This is a genomic window from Vibrio sp. GJ43-1, from assembly GCF_055808835.1.
Map to the genome: position 1 here is coordinate 475,251 of NZ_CM147884.1, position 21,336 is coordinate 496,586.

Here is a 21,336-nt window from a genome sequence, read left to right on the forward strand (position 1 = left end):
CCTTTAACTGCTTAATGTAGCATGCCTTTTTTCATAGAATTCGTTATTGATTTAGGGTAATGATTTTGTTGATTGTTGCGATGCTGAAGTGTTGCTGATTTATTGTACAGTAACACCCAGCCAATCGGCAATGTTGAAAATTTATTACATTGTGTGAGTGAATTGAGTCAAATTTCGTTACTCAAAGCAATACTTATTGATGGCTTTAGCAAGAATATTGATGGTTGGGTCGACAAAGTCTCAGGCTAAGAAACTCATCGGGCTGGTGCGCCTGATCAATCGAACCAGGACCTAACACCAGAGTTGGGCACAACGCCTGTAAAAATGGCGCTTCAGTACAGTAGTTGACGGTGTCTGATGGCGTGTCACATAAGCGCTCCATACCACCAACAAAAGGATGTTGATGATCGCACTCATAGCCTGGAATAGGTTCATGCAGTGCGGTGATGGTTAAGCGCCCTGGCCACTTTGCTTCCACCTCTTTCAGCGCACTTCTTAGCATGTTGTCTAGGCCATCCAAGCTGATTCCTGGCAGTGGGCGGACATCGTAATGTAATTCGCAGCAGCCACAAATTCTATTCGCGCTATCACCACCGTGGATGTGGCCGAGATTCAGTGTGGGACTAGGGATAGCGAATCCAGGGTGGTGATACTCTTTCACCAATTTATCACGCAGTGTCATCATCGCGTACATCACTTCGTGCATGATTTCGATGGCGTTGACACCGAGTGCAGGATCAGACGAGTGACCTGACTTACCTGTGACTCTGATGGCGTTTGCGACGTGCCCTTTATGTCCACGGATAGGCACAAGGTTAGTGGGTTCACCAATAATGCAATAATCTGGTTTGAAGGGCGCGGTGTCGGTAAAGTGACGCGCACCCAGCATGGTGGTTTCTTCGTCACAAGTGGCGAGAACATAGAGGGGCTTGGTTTGTTTGCTCCAGTCGATTTTTTTCACGGCTTCATAAATAAAGGCAAAGAAGCCTTTCATATCCGCCGTGCCTAGGCCGTAAAAGCGATTGTCTTTTTCTGTGAGGTCATGAGGGTTGAAGCTCCAGCGTCCTTCATCAAAAGGCACGGTATCACTGTGACCAGCTAGAAGCAGTCCCCCTTCACCTTGGCCTTTTTTGGCGATCATATTGAATTTGTTCGGTTCCACTTCTTCAACTTCGACCTCAAAGCCAAGATCTTTCATCCAGGTGGCCAGTTTCTCTATCACTTTTTCGTTGCCGTGATCCCAGCTTGGGTCAGTCGAACTGATAGAAGGGGTGCTGATTAGGCCCTTGTAGACCTCTAAGAACGTTGGCAATTGCATATTATCTTCACTTCTACTGTTGACAGATTAACTATAAGACGGTAAAACACATATTAAATCAAAATTAATGAATAAAAAATCATTTATTGACTGTTTTTTTAGATTTATAGTCAATGGCTGATATGTTCAAGTCTAACGGAAATGGATGTAGATAGATGCTAAAAACCACCATTATTGGCGCCACCGATTACACAGGAGCAGAACTGGCTCTGATGGTCACGAAACACCCGGAGCTTACGCTATCAGGTTTATACGTGTCCGCCAATAGTGTCGATGCAGGTAAGTTGGTTTCACAGGTTCATGGAAAATTGGCGGGCATTGTGGATGACCGTATCCAACCGCTTGTTGATGTAGAAAAAGTCGCCAATGAATGTGATGTGGTGTTTTTAGCAACCGCCCATGAAGTGAGCCATGACTTAGCGCCCGTTTTTCTTGCGCAAGGTTGTCAGGTGTTCGATTTATCTGGTGCGTACCGTGTGAAAGGTGATGACTTCTACACCACGTATTATGGCTTTGAACATCAGCATGCACAGTGGCTTGATAAAGCGGCTTACGGCCTTGCCGAATGGAATGCTGCGGACATTCAAGCGGCGCAGCTGGTGGCAGTGCCGGGTTGTTATCCAACGGCTTCGCAGTTGGCGATTAAACCGCTGGTTGAGTCGACACTGATCGATACGCAAGTTTGGCCTGTCATCAATGCCACAAGTGGTGTGACGGGGGCTGGCCGTAAAGCGACAACGAATAATAGTTTTTGTGAAGTGAGCTTGCAGCCTTATGGATTGTTTACCCATAGACATCAGCCTGAGATGGCGACGCATTTGGGCTGTGAAGTGATATTTAATCCTCATTTAGGCAACTTTAAGCGTGGCATTTTGGCCACGATTACCATGAAGCTAGCGGATGGCGTAAAGGCGGAGCAAGTTCAACAAGCCTTTGAGGTGGCATATGCCGAGCAACCTTGTGTGCGCATTAAAGGTGACACGATTCCAAGAATTCAAGACGTAGAGAACACGCCGTTTTGTGATATCGGTTGGAAGGTACAAGGTCAACATATTATTGTCGTATCGGCGATCGATAATCTGCTAAAAGGTGCTTCAAGCCAAGCGATGCAGTGCCTAAACATTAAAAACCAATTTTCCCAGCTGACATCGTTGGTATAGGGCGAGGAGAGAAGCATGACGCAGAACAACGCATCAACACCACTAGTATCGACAGAGCTTGCATCCACGCCATTACCACTGGTGATTAAATTGGGCGGTGCCGCGCTTTCGTGTACAAATACGTTGAATCAACTGTTTGTGGCGATTTCAAACTATAAAAAACAAGCTCAACGCGACATCGTGATTGTGCACGGTGGAGGCTATCTTGTGGATGATCTGATGCAGAAACTTAATCTGCCAACAGAGAAGAAGCAAGGATTGCGCGTGACCCCTTATGATCAAATCCCGCTAATTGCTGGCGCCCTTGCGGGGACGGCGAACAAATTACTGCAAGGTGATGCGATTAAGGCGGGTTTAAATGCAGTGGGCTTAAGTCTTGCAGATGGCGGCCTTTGTGAAGTGACCGAACTGGATCCTGAACTTGGTGCAGTTGGTAATGCCAAGCCAGGAAACCCAGCGGTATTGCAAGCCATCTTGAAAACAGGCGCGCTACCTATTATTAGTTCGATCGGCTTAGACAATCATGGTCAATTGATGAATGTGAATGCCGACCAAGCGGCTGTGGCGGTTGCGGGCGCTCTGGATGCAGAGCTCGTGTTACTTTCCGATGTGAGCGGTGTATTGGATGGGAAAGGACATTTATTGCCAAGCCTAACTCAAGAGCAAGCCGATGCCTTAATTACCGGGCATGTGATTACTGACGGCATGATTGTGAAAGTTCAGGCGGCGTTGCAGGCCGCCAGTGAATTAGGTCGACCTATCGAAGTCGCCACATGGCGTTACCCAGAAAAATTAAATGATTTGTTTGCAGGTAAAAGCATCGGCACGCAATTCGTCCCAAATTAAAGCTGAGTGGCTGTTTGCCACGCAGCAACATGAATAGAATAAATACCAAATTTAACACCCGAGATACTGACCGCCAATTCAGGCTCGGACACAAGGAGAAAGAACCATGAGCAAGAAAAGCGTAAAGAAAGTTGTTGTAGCCTATTCTGGCGGTCTTGATACGTCTGTGATCATTCCGTGGCTAAAAGAGAATTACGACTGTGAAGTTGTCGCGTTTGTCGCGGACGTGGGCCAAGGCGAAGAAGAGCTGAATGGCATCGAAGAAAAAGCCAAGGCATCAGGCGCGTCTGAATGTTACATCGCTGACCTAAAAGAAGAGATGGTTGCTGAGTACATTTACCCAACCCTAAAAACAGGGGCGTACTATGAAGGCAAATACCTGCTAGGTACGTCAATGGCTCGTCCGATTATTGCTAAAGCACAGGTGGAAGTGGCGCGTAAAGTTGGCGCGGATGCGTTGTGCCATGGCTGTACGGGTAAAGGTAACGACCAAGTACGTTTTGAAGGTGCGTTTGCCGCGCTTGCCCCTGATCTGCATGTTATTGCGCCATGGCGTGAGTGGGATCTGGTTAGCCGTGAAGAGTGTCTAGATTACCTAGCTGAGCGTAACATCCCTTGTAGTGCTTCACTGACTAAGATCTATTCTCGTGATGCTAACGCATGGCATATTTCAACAGAAGGCGGTGTTTTAGAAGATACTTGGAACGCGCCAAATGACGATTGCTGGGCGTGGACCGTTGACCCTGAACAAGCACCGAACGAATCTGAAACGGTGACGCTACAAGTGGCTAAGGGTGAAGTGGTTGCGGTTGATGGTGAAACGATGACGCCATACAACGCATTGGTTTACCTCAATGAAAAGGGCGCTAAACATGGCGTGGGTCGTATTGATATCGTTGAGAACCGTTTAGTAGGTATGAAGTCTCGTGGCTGTTACGAAACTCCGGGTGGCACTATCATGATGGAAGCGTTGCGTGCGGTTGAGCAATTGGTTCTGGATAAAGCGGCGTTTGAATTCCGTGAAGAGCTAGGCGTGAAAGCGTCTCACCTTGTTTACGATGGTCGTTGGTTTACACCGCTTTGCAAATCGATTCTTGCTGCAACGGAAGAGTTAGCGCAGGACGTGAATGGCGAAGTGGTGATCAAACTTTATAAAGGTCAAGCGACGGTGACTCAGAAACGTTCAGACAACAGCTTATACTGTGAAGAGTTTGCGACCTTTGGCGAAGATGAAGTGTATGACCAAAGCCATGCCGAAGGCTTCATCCGTCTTTACTCACTTTCAAGCCGTATCCGTGCATTGAATGAAGTTAAGAAAAACAAATAACAAAGTGAAGAAAAACAAATAATGCCAACCTAGGCTATTTGGATTAAGGTAAACCCACTTGCAGTGCAAGTGGGTTTCTTGTTTTATAAGGATAAAGAAAACAAGAATACGAAATGGTGTGAATAATTATGTGAAATAAGTGAATTTTTACTTTATTTTCTTTTTGATTTGCCGTAAGTTGAACCTATCAAAAAAACAAACTGACTTTGATTAGATTCCATCGTTAGACAAGCAGTGAATACCGAGCAGTTAGGAGAGTGATAATGGCATTATGGGGCGGAAGATTTACCCAAGCAGCAGATACGAGATTCAAAGACTTTAATGACTCATTACGCTTTGATTATCGATTAGCTGAGCAAGACATTGTCGGCTCGATTGCTTGGTCTAAAGCACTGGTTTCAGTGGACGTGTTAACCGTTGATGAGCAGCAAAAGCTGGAATTGGCGTTGAACGAACTGAAACTTGAAGTGATGGAAGATCCTGAGCAGATTTTACGTTCTGATGCGGAAGACATTCATAGTTGGGTTGAACAGCAACTGATCAGCAAAGTCGGCGATTTAGGCAAAAAGCTGCACACAGGTCGTTCACGTAACGATCAAGTCGCGACGGACCTTAAATTGTGGTGTCGCCAGCAAGGGCAACAATTGCTGCTCGGTTTGGATAGGCTGCAAACCCAAATGGTCGATGTGGCGAGAGCACACCAAGAAACGGTACTGCCTGGTTATACTCACCTTCAGCGTGCTCAGCTATATGACATTTGCGCACTGGTGTATGGCATATGTAGAAATGTTTGAACGGGACTATTCTCGTTTAGAAGATGCGATTAAACGCTTGGACACTTGTCCGTTGGGCTCGGGCGCGCTGGCGGGTACCGCTTATCCAATGGACCGTGAAGAGCTGGCACATAACTTAGGTTTTCGTCGTGCCACGCGCAATAGTTTAGATTCTGTTTCTGATCGTGACCATGTGATGGAGTTAATGTCGATCGCGTCTATTTCGATGCTGCATCTTTCTCGTCTCGCAGAAGATATGATTTTTTATAATTCAGGTGAATCCAACTTCATCGAATTGGCAGATACGGTAACCTCTGGTTCATCGTTAATGCCACAAAAGAAAAACCCCGATGCACTGGAACTGATTCGTGGTAAAACCGGGCGTGTTTACGGTTCGCTTGCGGCGATGATGATGACGGTAAAGGCATTACCACTGGCATACAACAAGGATATGCAAGAGGACAAAGAAGGCCTGTTTGATGCGCTCGATACATGGAATGATTGCATGGAAATGGCGGCGCTTTGTTTCGATGGCATCAAAGTGAATGGTGAGCGTACGCTAGAAGCGGCGAAGCAAGGTTACGCCAACTCGACAGAGCTTGCTGACTACTTGGTAGCAAAAGGTATTCCTTTCCGTGAAGCACACCATATTGTCGGTGTGGCGGTGGTCAGTGCGATTGCTAAAGGCTGCGCACTAGAAGAGCTCTCCATTGCTGAGTTGCAAGAATTCTCGTCAGTCATTGAGCAAGATGTTTACGATATTCTGACCATTGAAAGCTGCCTTGAGAAGCGTAACGCTTTGGGTGGGGTCGCACCTCAACAAGTCGCTTACGCCGTGGACCAAGCGGAGAAGCGCCTAAGTTCTCGTGATAACTCGGCAGTGAAGGTTCGTTCTGCTCGTCTGACCGACATTGATGCGCTAGAGAGTATGGTGGCGTATTGGGCAAATCAAGGTGAGAATTTACCAAGAAACCGCAATGAGTTAGTGCGTGATATTGGCTCCTTTGCTGTCGCAGAACACCATGGTGAGGTCACAGGTTGTGCTTCCTTGTATGTGTATGACTCAGGGTTAGCCGAAGTTCGTTCTCTAGGGGTTGAAGCTGGCTGGCAAGGTCAAGGGCAGGGCACTGCGATTGTTCAGCACTTGGTTGAGAAAGCCCGTAAGATGGCGATTAAAAAGGTCTTTGTACTGACTCGTACCCCTGAGTTCTTTATGAAGCATGACTTCATTCCAACATCGAAGACGTTATTGCCTGAGAAAGTGCTAAAGGACTGCGATCAATGCCCAAGACAACATGCGTGTGATGAAGTGGCGCTAGAAGTGAACCTGGCAGAGCAAATTATCGCAAAAATGAATGTTGCCTAAGTTGCTGAAATTAAATGGTTTAATAAAAAGATCGAAAAAGTTTTAAAAAAAGATCATTTTTAAGGGAACAAATGAGAAAAAGCCCGGTCTATTAAAGTACCACTGCTTTTTCTTAGAAGAATCTAAGAAGGCCCCAAGTCAGATTTGACTTTGGGGCTTTTTTCTTTTTAGCGCTCTAGAAATGTCAGTGTGAATCTAGGCTACTGGGAATCTCATTTCCTATAAAAGTGCGACATCACTTGCCGTGAGTGAGTATCTAGCACCCTGGACCGCAGTCTAGGCAATGTTTAATCATTTCTGGACCAAGATGTAGCTTAGCATTGAGATCTCGCAACGCGGTTCGTACGCCTTCTTCAATCACTGGGTGGTAAAACGGCATATCCAGCATTTCTGATATCGTCATCTTGTTTTGATGCGCCCAGGCCAGTAAGTGAGCCAAATGTTCGGCATTCGGTCCCATCATTTCAGCCCCTAAGAATCGTCCTGTTCCTTGCTCACCATACACATGCAGTATGCCTTTGTTACGCAGCATCACACGAGAGCGACCTTGGTTTTCAAATGAGACTTCGCCTGTAGCAAAACAGCCGCAACCACCGAAGCGTTGTTCGAGTTGCTTAAAGGTTTCCCCGACCATGGCAATTTGTGGGTCGGAAAATACGGCAGAAATAGAGCTTCTTCTTAGTCCGGCGCGAATATCTGGGAACCGACCCGCGTTGTCGCCAGCAATACGCCCTTGATCGGCCGCCTCATGCAGTAATGGGATTTGGTTACTGGCATCACCAGCAATGAAAATATTTTTCGCCGATGTCTGAAGCGTGTAATGATCCGCGCTTGGCACCCCTCGTTCATCTAGGACAACCGTGGTATTTTCGAGTGACAATCTATCCACATTGGGGCGACGGCCTGTTGCCGCTAATACATAGTCGACAATAAAGGTGTCGGGTTCGCCATCAAGATTAATAAATTGGATTTCAACTTTTTCACCGTCGATTCGCTTCATGCTCTCGACTTTGACGTCTGCATCAAGGTAAAACTCTTCTTGGAATGCCTGATTGGCGTAGTTCATGATCTCGGGGTCAGTTAACGGACCTACCTGCCCACCAAGTCCAAAGACTTTGGTTTTGACTCCTAGGCGATGTAATGCCTGGCCTAATTCTAACCCAATCACTCCCGGACCAAAGACGGCAATTGAATCTGGAAGGTCATCCCATTCAAAGACGTTATCGTTAACGATCAGTCGATCACCAAGATCGTTCCAGATCGCCGGATAAGCGGGGCGAGATCCTGTCGCGATAACGATTCGCTCTGCGATAATGGTTGTGTGATCGTCAACCACTAATGTGTGGTCATCAATGAAATTGGCATAGCCTGAAATTTTATCTGCCGCCGGGATCTCATCCACCCCTTCAAGGACAAAGCCAACGAATCGGTCGCGCTCGCTTTTTATGCGAGCCATCACTTCTTTACCGTTGATGAGGGTTTCACCTTGTGGGTAAATCCCAAACCCTGGTGCTTTTTCGATTTGATGTACGCTTTCCGCCGCTGCAATTAGTAGTTTAGAAGGCATGCAGCCAACACGTGCACAGGTTGTCCCGTAAGGACCACCTTCGATCAGGACAACATTATCGGTATGGGCTTTGGCGGCGCGATAAGCGCCTAGGCCTGCGGTGCCGCCGCCAATAATGGCGACATTTACATTTAACTGTTTCATAGCGGTATCTCTTTAAGCAACGTGGGTAGACAAGCAGCAATGCCAGACTAAACAACAGTGATTTATTATTCGGAAGTGATAGAGCGTAACGGTAGAACCGAAAAAGAAGAGCCGGAAGTTGATCCACTCATATGCGCATGGCATTTGAGTGGATCACGATGAAATGATTAACCGAGGTAGGCTTCTAATTCTTCGCTACCACCGATGTGTTTACCGCCGATGAAGACTTGAGGAACCGTTGTACGACCACTAATGGCGCGTAGGCTTACTGTGGTTGCATCTTTTCCTAGAATCACTTCTTCATATTGAAGACCGTGATCAATGAGGTTTTGTTTCGCTTTCGCACAGAATGGGCAACCTGGCTTAGAGAATACTGTGATGGAATCTTGCGTTTTGTACTCTGGTGCGAGGTACTTAAGCATAGTATCCGCATCTGATACTTTGAATGGGTCGCCTGGCTCATTAGGTTCAATGAACATTTTTTCGACCACGCCGTTTTTAACCAACATGCTGTAGCGCCATGAACGCTTGCCAAACCCAATGTCATTTTTCTCAACCAGCATACCCATACCGTCGGTAAAGTCGCCATTACCATCTGGGATAAAGGTGATGTTTTCTGCTTCTTGGTCTGCTTTCCATGCATTCATCACGAAGGTGTCGTTGACCGATACACACACTATTTCATCGACACCATGCTCTTTAAAGACAGAGAATAGCTCGTTATAACGTGGCAGGTGACTTGATGAACACGTTGGTGTAAATGCGCCAGGTAGGCTGAATAGAATCACGGTTTTGTCTTTAAACAGTTCATCGCTTGTTACGTTAACCCATGCGTCGCCTTGGCGAGTTGGAAAGGTAACTTGTGGAACCGCTTGACCTTCTTTTGATGCAAACATAATGATGTCCTTTAAAATTCGTAGATTTGAATTTGTTAATAATTCTTAGAGAGCTTAGCTTGATCTGCTCTGTTTCGTTGAGACCATTATTAAAAAAATACGTTGATAGCTCCAATCGTTTATTGTTATGGTATTGATAGTTATTTTCTATCTAGGACTGTAATGAACATTCGAGACTTTGAATACTTGGTAGCATTGGCGGAGCATAAGCATTTTCGAAAAGCGGCAGAGGCATGCTTTGTTAGCCAGCCCACATTGAGTGGGCAGATTCGCAAACTGGAAGATGAAATTGGTACGTCGCTGTTGGAACGTAGCAGTCGACGTGTGTTGTTCACAGATTCTGGGTTACAGTTGGTTGAGCAAGCTAAGCGTATACTGAAGGAAGTCAAAACCTTCAAAGAGATGGCTGCGGGTCAAAGCGGTGAAATGACTGGGCCTATGCATATTGGATTTATTCCTACGGTTGGTCCTTATTTATTGCCAAAAATTGTCCCAAAACTCAAAGAGGCCTATCCGGATCTCGAGCTTTTTCTTCACGAGGCGCAAACTCATCAGTTGGTGAGACAGTTGGAAGAAGGCAAGTTAGACTGCCTCGTTTTAGCCTCGGTTGCTGAAACGGCGCACTTTAAAGAAATTGAAGTGTACAATGAGCCACTCAGCGTAGCGGTCCCTTGCGGCCATGAATGGGCCGATCAGCTTGAAGTTGATATGCATGAACTTGAAGGGCGAACAGTACTGGCGCTAGGAGATGGACATTGCTTGCGAGATCATGCTCTTGGTTTCTGTTTTGCGGCCGGAGCAAAGGATGATGAACGCTTTAAAGCGACGAGCTTAGAGACGCTCAGAAATATGGTGGCAGCTGGAGCGGGCATTACCTTGCTTCCTGACCTTTCATTGCCGAAAGAGCGTGAGAAGGATGGGGTGTGCTATGTCAGGGCGGTCAACCCAACGCCTTCAAGAAGTTTGGTATTAGCGTATCGTCCCGGCTCACCGTTACGAGTTCGATTCGAAAAAATAGCGGCGGCGATCGCCAGTTATTTATAGCTGGTCTGATTCAGCACGTTAGACCTAACTTTGCTTGGTGCGCTCATTCGGCATAGCGTACTAATTCGGGATGTGCACTAATACGGGATAATGCACTAATACGGGATAGTACAAAAAAAGCCCTCTGAAAGAGGGCTTTAATGATGACTTGCCAACGATTAGTTTTGGCGGTGTCTGATGAAATACATCATCGCTAAAACAGGCTTTCCCCTTCCGAGGTATCACTGGAGTACAAAGTATCCGTGAGACTTTCTTGAACGTATTCTTTTGGTTCAGTGCCAATCTCAAAGTACTCAAACATAGACGATGAATCGGTTTTGTTTGATAGTAATCCTGAGTCACGATCAATACGCACTCGAGATATCCCATTAGGGATAGCTTTGGAAGCTTGTGGTTTATCATCCAATGCAATGCGCATGAAATCGACCCATGCTGGTTGCGCCGTTTTCGCTCCTGCTTCCGCGCCCGTGATTTGCTCTTTGCCTAAGTTACTGTTGGTTGTGGTTCGGCCGAGCTTTCTTTGGTGATCATCAAAACCAACCCAAGCAGTCGCCACAATGCCTGGTCCATAACCGTTGTACCACGCATCTTTAGAATCGTTTGTGGTACCTGTTTTTCCGCCAATATCGCGGCGTTTTAACACTTGAGCTCGCCAACCGGCGTCGTTCCATCCCGTGCCATCACGCCAGTTTCCACCGCCCCAAATGTTGCTATACATCATTTCACGAGTGAGGAATGCCGTTTGCTCAGAGAGAACCTGTGGCGCGTAATTAGGCTCGTTTGTATCAACATCTTCCTCATTGAAACGGGTCATGTCGATAGGCTCAAGCGCTGTTGCACTCGTCGCTTCTTCAATACTTGGAGCATTGTCATCGCTATTTGATGTGAATGTCTCGGGTGTTGGCACTTGTGCACAGCCAGTTTGGCAAATGACATTCGGGTGCGCTTCATATTCAACCTTACCAAATGGGTCTTCCACTCGGCTGATGTAGTAAGGCTCAACATAGTATCCGCCATTAGCAAAGACCGAGAAGCCTTGCGCCATTTGAATCGGCGTTAAGCTCCCCGCGCCCAGTGCGATAGTCTCTGAACGTGGCACCTTGGTTTTATCAAACCCGAAACGTGTTAAGTACTCACGGGTATCATCCAGCCCCACTTCACGCAAGACACGGACAGCCATAACGTTTTTAGACTGAGCTAGACCGATACGAAGTCGAGTAGGACCAGTATACGTCGGAGGTGAATTTTTTGGACGCCAAGCGGTGCCTGCACTCTTGTCCCATTTGTTAATTGGTGCATCATTCACCAAGCTTGCCAGTGTCATGCCTTTATCGAGCGCTGCAGCGTAGATAAAGGGTTTGATACTTGATCCGACTTGACGGACAGACTGTGTCGCACGGTTAAACTTGCTGTGAACAAAGTTGAAACCGCCTACCAGCGAAAGGACAGCGCCGTTTTCTGGATTGATCGCGACAAATGCAGTGTTGGCATTAGGTACTTGACTCAAACGCCATGTGATGGCTTTTTCTGGAGCCACTTCTGCGTTTTCTGTTGGTTCAACATCCGTGACGTCTTCAAGAGTATCAATGTGGCTTGCACGTACCCAAATTTGTTCGCCGACGGCGGTGACGTCACCTGCTGATTTCGGTGCGGCACCTTGGCGGTCATCGGTTCTGAACTTACGAGCCCATTTGATGTTATCCCAATCTATGGTTTGCTCTTGGTAACCCTTCACCCAAACCTTAATAGATTTGGCGTTAACTGCAGTGACAATGGCAGGACGCAGTTCACCATAAGTGGGTTGTTTGCGTAGGTACTTTGTCATGTCTTCCGTTGACATCGCTGGCTGGTTCGCTTTCCAAACCACTTTTTCCGCACCACGATAACCGTGTCGCTCATCGTAGGCCAAAAGGTTGTTGATGGCTGCCGTGTGCGCGGCTTTTTGCAATTTAGAATCTACCGTCATAGTGATGCGCATACCAGATTCATAGGCTTCCTCACCGTAACGATTGACCATCCATGCACGAGCGATTTCAGCGACGTATGGCGCTCTTAGTTCGATTTCAGCACCATGGTACTGCGAAATAATCGGCTCTTCTCGGGCTTCATCGAACTGTGCTTGAGTGATGTACTTTTCACTGAGCATTCGAGCGAGTACTACATTTCGACGATGAGTGGCGCGCTCGACTGAGTAGATTGGGTTCATGGTTGACGGCGCTTTTGGCAGTCCGGCGAGCACGGCAATTTCACTCAGCGTTAACTGATCAAGATCACGGCCAAAATAGGCTTGAGCAGCGGCGCCAAACCCGTAGGAGCGGTAGCCAAGAAATATCTTGTTAACGTACAGCTCCATGATCTCTTGCTTGCTGAGCAGTTGTTCAATATGCACGGCAATGAAGATTTCTTTCACTTTCCGCATAATTTTCTTCTCATTAGACAAGAAGAAGTTACGGGCTAGCTGCTGAGTAATGGTACTTGCGCCTTGTGACGCGCTGCCAGAAGCAATAACGGCCACTGCGGCTCGAGTGATACCAATAGGATCAAAGCCAAAGTGGTCGTAGTAACGACTGTCTTCTGTGGCGATTAACGCATGGATTAAATCCTGCGGGATTTCGTCATAGGAAAGCGGGATGCGTCGTTTTTCGCCAAATTGTGCGATCAACTTCCCGTCTTGGCTATATACCTGCATTGGGGTTTGGAGCTGAACGTCTTTCAGTGTCGCGACGTCAGGCAGTTCTGGTTTTACATAGTAGTAAAACCCAAAAATTGTACTCACTCCAAAGAGTATGCAAATAAATGCAAATACCAACAGTCTCTTTATGAACTTCACCGGAGATTCCCTGATTGATTAAGGTTATGGGTAGGCAGTTACTTGTACTCTAGTCCAAAAACTACCTATAGGGTTAATTAACGCTTATTTGGGCGTCAATCTCAACCTTTTCACATGGTTATTGTATTTGTTGAGGTTATTTCTTATGACTAAGAAATGGATTACGGGCATTGATATTGGACATTACAGCGCCAAAGCCGTTGTGCTGATGCTTGATGGTGTCACGCTGACCGTCATCAACCACCTCGAATTAACAGGCTCTGACGCTATTTTCTCCGATTCTCATACATTAAAGCATCAAGAAACTGTAAAGAATCTAAAAAAATTTAAGACACTGCCACCGATTTTTCGGAAAAAAGCGGCGATCGCCATTCCCGATAGCGCGGCAATCAGCAAAATCATCTCAGTTGAAAGGGGATTGGAGGGGCAAGAGCAAGAGTTTGCTGTGTTTCAAGCCATGAGCCACCAATCCCCTTATCCATTAGAAGAGTTGGCCCTCGATTTTTATAAAGCGTCGCCAATATCTGAAGGACAAACCGACGCCTATCGAGTGCACGTGGTGAAGCAGTCCATTGTTGATAATTGGAGTGGAACTATTAAGGCGCTGGGCTATCAGCCGCAGTATATGGATACCAATATCAACGCACTTCGTGGGCTGCAGAGCATGTTGAGCAACCATCAAGACGTATTTGATAATTGGGGAGTATTAGATTTAGGGTGCCAGCAAGCCGCACTATGTCCACCGAAAAATATGCCGCTGGATATGGCAAAACAATGGCTCTATGACACCACTCATCAACATGGTCTAGACGCGAGGGGAGTGAATCCCAAAAGCCAGGCAGAGCAGGCATTTGAGCAGATAGCCAGCAAAGTGATGTCACAAATTCAGCTGTATCGTTCTGTGCAGGGCGGTTTGATTCTGGAGGGGGTATTGGTGTGTGGTGGGCATGCGAATGCGCCTCAAATAATGGACTTCATTGCGCGTAAGTTGGGTATACCAGCTAGACCTTTAGCACTGCACAACGCTGTGGGGGTGAGCAGTAAGGAAGCCACATTATTAAGTGGTTCATTTGCAGTGGCATTAGGCGTGGCTTATAACGCCGCGCAATGGATGGAGGCGCATTAGATGGAGATGGTTAACCTGCTTCCTTGGCGTGAGAATAGGCGGCATCAACATCGCCGACGTTTTGTCGTTGCACTCATTGTTTCGGTGGTCATCGCTGCGGCGACGGTGCAAACGGCTATGTGGTACGTGTCGATGCAAATTGAGGAGCAGCAGGCGAGGCAGCGTTACCTTCAGCAAAAGGTGACGGAGTATCAAAAAGATATAGCATCATTGGTGAAAGTGACTCAATCCCACACTGCATTGGAGCAGCGGCTTGGTTACGTGGAAATGCTGCAGATACAGCGCAATAAAACCACATTAGTGATGAATGCGTTACCGACTTTAGTTCCCAATGGTGTTTATGTGGACAAAGTTCGTATGGAGGGGACGAATTTTAAGCTTAGCGGTATTAGTAGCAGTACCGCTAAGCTTGCTCAAATGCTGGATCGATTTGAGAGCTCTGGTTTACTGCAAAATGTCGACATGCATTCGATTGTCCATGGCAGTCAACGTTTTGGACAAAGCTACCAGTCTTTCAATATTTCTTTTCAATTCAACTCGAATTCATTAATGGATAGCACCTCAGCGGCCCCTAGGACGGGTGGGGACCGCCTAAAATGAGTTTTGCGGACCTAGAGCTTGATGACATGCCGGATTGGCCTTGGGCTCCCCAAGTGCTGGTCGCGTTGTTACTGTTAATATTGGTACTTGTTGCTGGAACGTTTTTTGTCGTAAAACCAGCGTTAGATGAGCTGGAACATTACAAGCAGCAAGAGCTGGAGCTGAAACAAACACTAAGTCGGGTGGCTAAAAAAGCCGCGTTACTGCCGCTGATGCAAGCGCAACTCAATGAGCTTAATAGTCACTATGATTTCTTACTGCAGCAACTGCCAGAGCAGAAAGAGTTAGCCAGCTTATTGGCCGCGATGAATGAAGAGGGGCTGAATAACGATTTAACCTTTACTCGAATTGATTGGGGAAAGCGCGTCTCTCAGGACTTTTTATTGAAACTGCCTCTCGATATCGAGTTGACGGGCAGCTACAACAATATTGGTGATTACGCACAGTCTATTGCTCAATTACCGCGAATTATCTTGCTTGAAAATGCCGAGTGGCAAAGGGTGAGTCAAGAGAGTAGTACGCTGCACTTTCGTGTTAGGGCTTACACCTATCAGTTTAAACAGGGCGAAAAAAACAGGAGTAAGGGCATGGGGGCTAGCCGTTGGATGTTACTTTTTTTGGTTTGGTGGGATGTCAGGCTAACGATGACTCTTTAACAGACTTTGTCGCAAAAACAGAGGCGGAAATTGTCATTGAAGTGGCGCAGCTTCAGCCTCGTTATTCATTTGATGCCGTGCCATTTACGTATTCTAAATACGGTACGCCTTTTGATTTACCTAAGATAGCCCAAGCGCAAAGACCTAAGCCAATAATCGAGCTTGTTGGCAACCCAAAGCGAGGGGTAAAGGGAACTTAGAGCAATATCGTTTGACGGAGCTGAAGCTCAAAGGGGTGATGAGTAAAGGGAAAGGGTTAACGGGTCTATTGCAATTGCCTAATCGCCAATTGGTTAAGGTGAGTGCAGGGCAATATATTGGCGAAAATAATGGCCAAATAAAACAAGTGACCCCAGATGGCCTTATTGTCAATGAAACCTTATCAGACGGTTTGGGCTGTTGGTTTCAAAGGCAAGTTAAGCTCGCGTTGAATTAATGGAGAAGTGGTAATGCCAAGGGCTGTGAGCAATGTATTCAAAGGGCTATTGATGATGGTGACCCTGTGGTGGGCGGGGGAAAATTTAGCCGCGGAACCCATGAACGCCATTAAAGGGGTTTCGTTTGAACTCAATGAGTTAAAGCAAGGGGTAGTGATTGTTAATTTAGCTGAAGTTGGCAGCGTGGTTGATGTGGAAACCATAACTAATGGGGTTAGCATTGTCTTGAAACAGACCAAGATACGCCCTGAGCAATTGTCTATTATCGATGTTAAAGATTTTGCTAGTGAAGTGAATCAGTTAGAACTGTTTGATGATACGCCGGATGTTAGGTTATTGGTGGAAACCAAAAATAATGTGGATTACTCATACGACATAACTAACAAGCAGTTAAGAGTGACGCCGCTGCCGTTGTCCAAAGAGAAAACCGATGAAAAAAATGGCTGCTCGCACATCAGGGAAAATTAACGTCTATAAATTTTCAAGACATCCCAGTTAGAAACGTATTGCAGTTGCTCGCCGACTACAATGATTTCAACCTTGTGGTGTCAGACAGTGTCCAAGGCAACCTCACTCTTCGATTAGATGATGTGCCATGGACCGAGGTGTTAAACATTATTTTACGTGTGAAGGGGTTAGATAAGCGGGTAAGTGGCAATGTGGTGCTCATCGCGCCTAAGGCGGAGCTTGATCAGCAGGAAAAAATGGCATTGGAGAAAAGCCTACTCACGGAGCAGATTGGGCAACTTAGATCGGAAATTATTAAAATTAGCTACGCTAAGGCCTCAGATGTTGCAGCAATGCTGGGCGGTGAAGGGGAGGTGAGTATGTTATCGGAGCGTGGCTCAATTGCGATTGATGAACGAACCAATTCCTTGTTGATCCGTGAATTGCCAGACAATATCGCAGTGATTCGTGACATTATTGCTTCCTTAGATGTGCCGGTAAAACAGGTTCAAATTGAGGCTCGGATTGTCACCATTAATGAGGGCAATATGGATGAACTTGGCATTCGCTGGGGGGTCACCAAGGTGAGTGGCGATACCACGATTGGTGGTTCGATTGAAAATAATCTAGGTACCATAGGACTGTATGATCCAGAAGACGGCGATGCGTTTGTTAATGATTTCCTTAATGTCAATTTAGGCGCGACATCCGACAGTGCTGCGCGATTGGCGTTTCAAGTGGCAAGTCTAGGCTCTAACGTGTTGCTTGACCTTGAGTTATCTGCGCTACAACAAGAATCCAAAGCGGAAATTATTTCCAGCCCAAGGTTAATTACTACCAATAAAAAATCGGCTTACATTGAACAGGGAACAGAGATTCCTTATCTAAAAGCTGCGTCAAGTGGGGCTACGTCGGTGGAGTTTAAGAAAGCGGTATTATCACTCACCGTGACGCCACAAATTACCCCAGATAATCGTTTAGTGTTGGACCTTAATGTGACTCAAGATAGACCCAGCCAGGTGGTAAAAACAGAGGAAGGGGAGGCCGTTGCCATTGATACGCAACGAATAGGAACACAAGTTCTGGTGAACAATGGAGAAACCGTCGTACTAGGGGGGATTTTTCAACATAGTATTACCAATAGTGTGGATAAAGTTCCTTTGTTAGGGGATATTCCCGGTTTAGGCGCATTATTTAGGCGAACCTACGAAAAAGTAGGGAAAAGTGAATTACTAATCTTTGTGACGCCAGAAATAATAGTTAACTAAGTTATTGTAAAGGTAGAACTTATTGAAAATAGTGAAAATTAAAGTTGCATTCAGGTCACCTAACCTTGATAATTTCGGGTCTTATCACGTCTTGTCTGTGAGGAATCGGTGTCACAAGCCCTTTTCCCGATGCTTTTATTCGGTATTTTCTTGTGGCGATGTCATTGAATTAACGTTGTAAATTACTGCTAAACATGGCTGAAAAACGTAATATTTTTCTTGTTGGCCCTATGGGCGCTTAAGAAAGCACTATCGGTAGACACCTAGCTCAACAACTTCATATGGAGTTTGTTGATTCTGATACCGTTATTGAAGAACGCACTGGTGCAGACATCTCTTGGGTGTTTGACGTTGAGGGCGAAGAAGGCTTCCGCATTCGCGAAGAGTCGGTCATTAATGATCTGACAGAGGAGCAGGGCATTGTCCTTGCGACTGGTGGTGGTTCGGTTAAGAGTAAAGAAAACCGTAACCGTCTCTCTGCGCGCGGAATCGTTGTATATTTAGAAACCACAATTGAGAAACAGCTTGCTCGCACAAACCGCGACAAAAAGCGCCCATTACTGCAAACGGATGATCCGCGTGAAGTATTGGAATCGCTTGCGGATGAACGCAACAATTTGTATAAAGAAGTAGCTGATTACACAGTTCGCACTGATGATCAAAGTGCAAAAGTGGTCGCTAACCAAATCGTAAAAATGCTAGAAGAAGGTTAATACAACCTTCTTTGAAAGGAGAGCAAACCATGGAACGGATTACGGTTAATCTTGGTGAGCGTAGCTACCCTATTTCAATTGGTGCCGGGTTATTTAATGACTCGGCGCAATTTTCTCAAATTCCAGATGGAAAATCGGTGGTACTGATTACCAATACCACGGTTTCCCCTCTTTATAGTCAATCTATTCTTGCCCAACTGGATAACAAAGGTTGTCAAACCTCTTTGTTAGAGCTTCCAGATGGTGAGCAGTACAAAACCCTCGATACCTTTAATACCATCATGACGCATCTACTGTCTGGCAACTATGGCCGAGACGTTGTGGTTGTCGCGTTAGGCGGTGGCGTTATTGGTGATCTAGTTGGGTTTTCTGCGGCGTGCTATCAGCGCGGTGTGGATTTCATTCAAATTCCTACCACATTGCTTTCTCAAGTGGACTCATCTGTGGGTGGGAAAACGGCGGTTAATCATAGTTTAGGTAAAAATATGATTGGGGCTTTTTATCAGCCTCAGTCGGTGATTATTGATATTGATTGCTTAAAAACGTTACCCGAGAGAGAGTTTGCTGCGGGAATGGCGGAAGTAATTAAGTATGGAATCATCTATGATGCCGAGTTCTTTGATTGGTTGGAAGCAAACTTAGACAGCTTATATCAACTGGATCAAACGGCGTTGACGTACGCGATTGCACGTTGTTGTGCCATTAAGGCGGAAGTCGTGGCACAAGATGAGAAAGAGTCGGGTATTCGAGCATTATTGAACCTAGGTCATACATTTGGTCATGCCATTGAAACGGAACTAGGGTATGGTAAATGGCTACACGGAGAGGCGGTGTCATCGGGAACGGTTATGGCTGCTCATACGGCTCATTTGCTCGGCGATATTTCAGCGCAGCAAGTGGCGCGTATCATTGCCATACTTGAGCGAGCTAAATTGCCAGTTCATACACCAGAGTCAATGACATTTGATGACTTTATGAGTCATATGATGCGAGATAAAAAAGTCTTGTCTGGTCAATTACGTTTGGTATTACCAACGACGATAGGCGATGCACAAGTTGTCTCTGATGTGCCCAATGAGTTGATTGAAAAAGCGATTGATCTCTGTCGCCTCTAATCTTTTATTAGATTAGCGCACGGTATCCATCGACAAAAGGCTCCTATTTGGGGCCTTTTTTAGATCTTGAGCTCATTAAGTTGTCGCCTCTGTGAGAGGTGAGTCACCTTGGTGAAGAGACACATGAATTTTTAAACTAACGGCTTTTTATTAAAATTGTTAAAGCTACCTATTTTTTAAGCTACTTGTTTTAAAGGTTGCGGTATTTACTGCTACTTGCTTTGTAGGCTAAGAGTGATCGCCAATGAGTTTGTCTTATGAAATGCGAGTGATGGAGTTGGACTCGCAAACCCATTTACTGGAAAGGCTGCAGTTGTTAACTCAGTTTTCGTCCAATTTTGTCTCGATTATTGGTGAAGTAGGTATCGGAAAAACCTGGCTGGCTCATCGTTACTTGGAGTCATGGGCGCACGGTAAGAATCAGTCATTGGTGACGTGCTTTCCTCATCAAGATGAGCAGGTGATCCGCGGTAATATTTTGCGTCAGCTCTTTCCTCATGCGTTGTACAGTGAAACAGATACGCTGCAAGACAGTATTGAGCGTATTTTAGACGGCGAGGCGTGCGACATTGTTATCGTTGTCGATGAAGCGCAGCATTTATCTCAAGCTTTACTGGCAGAGCTTTGGTTACTGGTGCTCGCGACGCACAGTGTTGGGCAGCAAAATGTGAGTGTCGTGGTTTTTAGCGCGAGCCATGCCACGCACAGTCGCGTGTCCCGTCTTAGCCATGGTTTGGATATTAAACCTATTGAACTCGAAGTTGATGAACTTTCTCATTCGGAAGCAACACAGTTTTTTGAGACATTAGTACTGCGCTACCTTGATGAAAGTGTTGAAAAAAGAATCAAAACTGCGTTTACTAAGACGAAGCCCATTCCAGGGAATATATTGGCGCTCGGGGAGCAAACAATGGAAAAGAAAGTGATAATTCGTTCGCTGGTTGGCTCGCCGACTAAGATTGCCGCGTTGGTTGTGGTATTACTGATTATAATTTTTATGGGCTATCGTAGCTTATTAACATCGCCAGATACGGCGGATGATGCACAATCGCTTGTCGTTGTGGAAGAGACAGAAAATCCAGCGACTGAAGCCAAACTAGACGCGTCATCCGCAGAGCAAATTGCTAATGCCAACCAAGATATGCCAGAGGTAGCAGCGACAACGGATGATTCTATGGCGCTACCTCCACAAGTGACTTCCGAGACTGCCAGTGTTGGGGTGTCTGAAACGGGAGAGCGAGTGGTGATTACCTCTGACGTCGTTGATGCTTTGTTGGAGGATAACACGGCGGTAGCCGTGGCAAATGCCGCAGAAATTCAAGCCGTGGTGTTACCAAAAATACCGTGGTTGATGTTGAGAGTTCTCCAGTGTTGCAGACACCCATAACGTTTTCGTTTGCCCGCGACGAGCTCAAGGCGATGGCCGCTAATACCTATACGCTACAGATCTCAGCGATGACGCAGCTGGATGATGTGCAACAGTTCCTGAACAAGCATACTTTTGATAAACCAGTACGTGTTTACCCGACCATTCGTAATGATGAAAAATGGTATATCGTGACGTACGATCAATACGTCAGTATTCAGGCGGCTCGTGATGCGGCTGAAGCATTGCCTAAAGAGCTACGCTCATTAGGCGCGTGGGCCAAATCGCTAAGCCAAGTTCATCGTGAAATTGATCGCTGGCAAGAGTAGAACCGCAG

The 21,336-nt window shown here is 46.2% G+C and carries 14 protein-coding genes and 4 pseudogenes; 14 read left to right on the plus strand and 4 right to left on the minus strand.

The window, feature by feature from the left end:
- Window positions 1–177: 177 nt before the first annotated feature.
- Window positions 178–1,318 (minus strand): annotated as a pseudogene (gene argE, locus AC0L66_RS02355) (acetylornithine deacetylase).
- A gap of 155 nt (window positions 1,319–1,473) precedes the next feature.
- Here argE and argC point away from each other — a divergent pair.
- The 4 genes and pseudogenes from argC (at window position 1,474) to argH (ending at window position 6,790) form a co-directional block, all read left to right on the plus strand.
- The gene (gene argC, locus AC0L66_RS02360) at window positions 1,474–2,478 is read left to right on the plus strand and encodes an N-acetyl-gamma-glutamyl-phosphate reductase (protein ID WP_473568291.1); all 1,005 of its coding nucleotides are present in this window, start codon (window positions 1,474–1,476) and stop codon (window positions 2,476–2,478) included.
- 15 nt (window positions 2,479–2,493) lie between these two features.
- Window positions 2,494–3,324, plus strand: coding sequence for an acetylglutamate kinase (argB, locus tag AC0L66_RS02365; protein ID WP_265676736.1), 831 nt, complete (start codon window positions 2,494–2,496; stop codon window positions 3,322–3,324).
- Window positions 3,325–3,430: 106 nt separating this feature from the next.
- Window positions 3,431–4,651 (plus strand): argininosuccinate synthase, encoded by a 1,221-nt coding sequence (locus tag AC0L66_RS02370; RefSeq protein ID WP_265676737.1) that lies wholly within the window; start codon window positions 3,431–3,433, stop codon window positions 4,649–4,651.
- Between the two features lie 263 nt (window positions 4,652–4,914).
- Window positions 4,915–6,790 (plus strand): annotated as a pseudogene (gene argH / locus AC0L66_RS02375) (argininosuccinate lyase).
- A 256-nt stretch (window positions 6,791–7,046) separates the two neighbouring features.
- On the opposite strand, the gene AC0L66_RS02380 reads toward argH, so the two are convergent.
- The gene (locus AC0L66_RS02380) at window positions 7,047–8,501 is read right to left on the minus strand and encodes a dihydrolipoyl dehydrogenase (RefSeq protein WP_473568293.1); all 1,455 of its coding nucleotides are present in this window, start codon (window positions 8,499–8,501) and stop codon (window positions 7,047–7,049) included.
- 167 nt (window positions 8,502–8,668) lie between these two features.
- Entirely contained in the window at window positions 8,669–9,397 is a 729-nt protein-coding gene (locus AC0L66_RS02385; RefSeq protein WP_265676740.1) for a redoxin family protein, read from the minus strand.
- Between the two features lie 162 nt (window positions 9,398–9,559).
- Here AC0L66_RS02385 and oxyR point away from each other — a divergent pair, with 162 nt between their 5' ends.
- The gene (gene oxyR, locus AC0L66_RS02390) at window positions 9,560–10,441 is read left to right on the plus strand and encodes a DNA-binding transcriptional regulator OxyR (RefSeq protein WP_265676741.1); all 882 of its coding nucleotides are present in this window, start codon (window positions 9,560–9,562) and stop codon (window positions 10,439–10,441) included.
- Window positions 10,442–10,634: 193 nt separating this feature from the next.
- Here oxyR and AC0L66_RS02395 read toward each other — a convergent pair whose 3' ends face one another.
- A complete protein-coding gene (locus AC0L66_RS02395) occupies window positions 10,635–13,271 on the minus strand; it encodes a penicillin-binding protein 1A (RefSeq protein WP_473568296.1) in 2,637 nt (878 codons plus the stop codon).
- 145 nt (window positions 13,272–13,416) lie between these two features.
- Here AC0L66_RS02395 and pilM point away from each other — a divergent pair, with 145 nt between their 5' ends.
- From pilM to AC0L66_RS02440, 9 genes and pseudogenes are all read left to right on the plus strand, one after another.
- A complete protein-coding gene (gene pilM, locus AC0L66_RS02400) occupies window positions 13,417–14,397 on the plus strand; it encodes a pilus assembly protein PilM (protein ID WP_265676888.1) in 981 nt (326 codons plus the stop codon).
- The gene (locus tag AC0L66_RS02405; protein WP_265676887.1) at window positions 14,398–14,997 is read left to right on the plus strand and encodes a PilN domain-containing protein; all 600 of its coding nucleotides are present in this window, start codon (window positions 14,398–14,400) and stop codon (window positions 14,995–14,997) included.
- Window positions 14,994–15,653 carry a type IV pilus inner membrane component PilO gene (locus tag AC0L66_RS02410; protein WP_473568298.1) on the plus strand — a complete coding sequence of 220 codons (660 nt, stop codon included), beginning with the start codon at window positions 14,994–14,996 and terminating at the stop codon, window positions 15,651–15,653. The genes AC0L66_RS02405 and AC0L66_RS02410 overlap by 4 nt, the downstream gene beginning before the upstream one ends.
- Window positions 15,599–16,089, plus strand: a pseudogene (locus AC0L66_RS02415) (pilus assembly protein PilP). Before AC0L66_RS02410 ends, AC0L66_RS02415 begins: the two are co-directional and overlap by 55 nt.
- 52 nt (window positions 16,090–16,141) lie before the next feature.
- Window positions 16,142–17,805 (plus strand): annotated as a pseudogene (locus AC0L66_RS02420) (type IV pilus secretin PilQ).
- Between the two features lie 251 nt (window positions 17,806–18,056).
- Entirely contained in the window at window positions 18,057–18,518 is a 462-nt protein-coding gene (gene aroK, locus AC0L66_RS02425; protein ID WP_473569175.1) for a shikimate kinase AroK, read from the plus strand.
- 29 nt (window positions 18,519–18,547) lie between these two features.
- On the plus strand, window positions 18,548–19,633 hold the full coding sequence (gene aroB, locus AC0L66_RS02430; RefSeq protein ID WP_265676883.1) for a 3-dehydroquinate synthase: 1,086 nt from the start codon (window positions 18,548–18,550) through the stop codon (window positions 19,631–19,633).
- Between the two features lie 244 nt (window positions 19,634–19,877).
- Entirely contained in the window at window positions 19,878–21,020 is a 1,143-nt protein-coding gene (locus AC0L66_RS02435) for an ATP-binding protein (protein ID WP_473568301.1), read from the plus strand.
- Complete coding sequence (locus tag AC0L66_RS02440; RefSeq protein WP_473568302.1) at window positions 21,002–21,328, plus strand: SPOR domain-containing protein; 327 nt, start codon at window positions 21,002–21,004, stop codon at window positions 21,326–21,328. The genes AC0L66_RS02435 and AC0L66_RS02440 overlap by 19 nt, the downstream gene beginning before the upstream one ends.
- Window positions 21,329–21,336: the final 8 nt, after the last annotated feature.

Bases quoted from the DNA above. Each gene is read 5' to 3' on its own strand.
- argC (WP_473568291.1), top strand. From the start codon at position 1,474: ATGCTAAAAACCACCATTATTGGCGCCACCGATTACACAGGAGCAGAA.
- argB (WP_265676736.1), top strand. From the start codon at position 2,494: ATGACGCAGAACAACGCATCAACACCACTAGTATCGACAGAGCTTGCA.
- AC0L66_RS02370 (WP_265676737.1), top strand. From the start codon at position 3,431: ATGAGCAAGAAAAGCGTAAAGAAAGTTGTTGTAGCCTATTCTGGCGGT.
- AC0L66_RS02380 (WP_473568293.1), bottom strand. From the start codon at position 8,501: ATGAAACAGTTAAATGTAAATGTCGCCATTATTGGCGGCGGCACCGCA.
- AC0L66_RS02385 (WP_265676740.1), bottom strand. From the start codon at position 9,397: ATGTTTGCATCAAAAGAAGGTCAAGCGGTTCCACAAGTTACCTTTCCA.
- oxyR (WP_265676741.1), top strand. From the start codon at position 9,560: ATGAACATTCGAGACTTTGAATACTTGGTAGCATTGGCGGAGCATAAG.
- pilM (WP_265676888.1), top strand. From the start codon at position 13,417: ATGACTAAGAAATGGATTACGGGCATTGATATTGGACATTACAGCGCC.
- AC0L66_RS02405 (WP_265676887.1), top strand. From the start codon at position 14,398: ATGGAGATGGTTAACCTGCTTCCTTGGCGTGAGAATAGGCGGCATCAA.
- AC0L66_RS02410 (WP_473568298.1), top strand. From the start codon at position 14,994: ATGAGTTTTGCGGACCTAGAGCTTGATGACATGCCGGATTGGCCTTGG.
- aroB (WP_265676883.1), top strand. From the start codon at position 18,548: ATGGAACGGATTACGGTTAATCTTGGTGAGCGTAGCTACCCTATTTCA.
- AC0L66_RS02435 (WP_473568301.1), top strand. From the start codon at position 19,878: ATGAGTTTGTCTTATGAAATGCGAGTGATGGAGTTGGACTCGCAAACC.